Origin of the sequence: Streptosporangium sp. NPDC048047, from assembly GCF_040653115.1 — a bacterium.
Lineage (GTDB): Bacteria > Actinomycetota > Actinomycetes > Streptosporangiales > Streptosporangiaceae > Streptosporangium.
In genome coordinates this window covers 1-1,901 of sequence record NZ_JBEZNH010000134.1, presented here as the reverse complement: position 1 = coordinate 1,901, position 1,901 = coordinate 1, and the positions used below count along the sequence as shown (strand labels likewise).

Genomic DNA, 1,901 nt, shown 5'->3' with positions numbered 1-1,901 from the left:
AATCTTTCATGGGAAGGGCCGTTCTCTGGCTTCGTCAGAGAACGGCCCTTTTCGTTTTTGTCGACCCTTTTATTGTATTTCATATGCGCTTTTTCGCCTTCGGGCGAAGCGCGTTTTCAGCGCACATGGTTCTTCGTCGCTTTTAATCGTGATTCTCAGACTTCGAGTGTCCGTGCGCGGCGCACATTCGGGTGGGTTCGGTACGAGCCGTGGGGGCCATTACTCCAGTCGGATGGGGACGGCATGACCGGGAGTCCAAGCCGGCGCCTCGGAGCCTTCGGGAAGTGCCGCGACCTCAGCCGACACACCGGGACATCCGGGAAGCATCCGAGGCCTCAAGCGCGGAGGTTCCTGGGAAGGGATCCCGGATGACGCGCTAGGGCTTTCAGGCGTGGAGTTCGCCCGAGAGGACGGTCACCGCCCGGCCGGACAGTTCGACGCGGTCCCCGCACACGGTCGTGCGCATCACCCCACCCCTTTCGGAGAGCTGCTCCCCGACGAGGGTCGCCGGGCCCAGCTTGGCCGTCCAGTACGGCGCCAGGGCGCAGTGGGCCGAGCCGGTGACCGGATCCTCCGGGACGCCGACCCTGGGGGCGAAGAACCGCGAGACGTAGTCGACGCCGGGACGAGCCGCCGGGGCGGTCACGATGACCCCTCGGGCGTCGACGGCCGCCAGCGCGGGGAAGTCGGGGGAGGCGGCGCGTACGGCGTCCTCGGACTCCACCTCCACGAGGTAGTCCCAGACGTTCCGGCCGATCCACAGGGGAGTTACCCCCAGCGCCTCCGTCAGCCCTTCCGGCGGGTCGGCCTCCTCCAGGGGCTTGGCGGGGAAGTCCATGGTGATCAGACCGGTTTCGTCCCTGGTCACGGCAAGGATTCCGCTCTTCGTGGCGAACTTCAGGGTTTCCGGCACCGTTCCGGTGGAATACAGGACATGCGCCGTCGCCAAGGTGGCGTGTCCGCACAGGGCCACCTCGGTCGCCGGAGTGAACCAGCGGAGCGAGTACGGCTCGCCGGCCGCTCCTCCGAGGAGGAAGGCGGTCTCGGAGTGCCGCATCTCCGCGGCGAGGGCCTGCATCCAGGCGTCCGGTGCCGGATTGTCGAGTAGGCAGACCCCTGCCGGGTTACCCTTGAAAAGCTGGTCGGTAAATGAATCGACCGTGTAGATGCGCATGTCCATAATGCTAGTCGTGAGGCAATATCCGCCCAGAAGTGGGTATGTGGGTCGGGTGGACCAGTGCGCTAGCCGTACAAAGTGGGAATAAGCCCTGGGCGTGTCGCGCGGCGAACTCCAATTCGTCGGTTACCGTCCAAGGTGGAGGGACAAGCCGGCTGCGGCGTGGTCCTGTAGGAAAGGACGAGCCGATGGGGGCAGTGCGCAAGGTGGCGACATACCTTGGCCTGGGCGATGTTGAGGACTACGACGAGTCCTACGAGTACGTGGACGACGTCGAAGGCGAGGGCGAGGACTGGCAGTCCGCGTCGGAGCGCGCGGCGAGGCGCTGGCGCTCGACGAGCGAGCCCTCACAGATCGTGATGCTGACGCCGCGCAAGTACAACGACGCGCCGCTCATCGGGCGGCACTTCCGTGACGGCCAGACGGTCATCATGGACGTCAACTGCATGAGCACCGCCGAGGCCACCCGGATGGTCGACTTCGCGGCGGGCCTGGCCTACGGCTGCGAGGGCCGCATCGAGCGCATCGCCGAGAAGGTCTTCCTGCTGGCGCCCGCCGACGTGGAGATCACCACCGGCTGATCCGGTCTTTGGAACGTACCCGGAGGCGTCACGCCGCCTCCGGGCACGTTCGTGTCCCGCGGCGTGCGCAACCCGGCGGCCGAGTACGGCTAATACTCCAGCATCACTTTGTGATCTCTGGTGTGTAGCGTGTCGTCCTTGTG

Annotated in this window: 2 protein-coding genes; one reads left to right on the top strand and one right to left on the bottom strand. The window is 65.8% G+C overall.

Going from position 1 to position 1,901, the window contains the following annotated elements; genetic code table 11:
• Positions 1-385: 385 nt before the first annotated feature.
• Positions 386-1,174 carry a PhzF family phenazine biosynthesis protein gene (locus tag AB0D67_RS39070; RefSeq protein ID WP_362947488.1) on the bottom strand — a complete coding sequence of 263 codons (789 nt, stop codon included), beginning with the start codon at positions 1,172-1,174 and terminating at the stop codon, positions 386-388.
• A gap of 191 nt (positions 1,175-1,365) precedes the next feature.
• Between AB0D67_RS39070 and sepF the strand changes: the two genes are divergently transcribed.
• Positions 1,366-1,758, top strand: a complete 393-nt coding sequence (gene sepF / locus AB0D67_RS39065; RefSeq protein ID WP_362947485.1) for a cell division protein SepF — start codon at positions 1,366-1,368, stop codon at positions 1,756-1,758.
• Positions 1,759-1,901 lie beyond the last annotated feature (143 nt).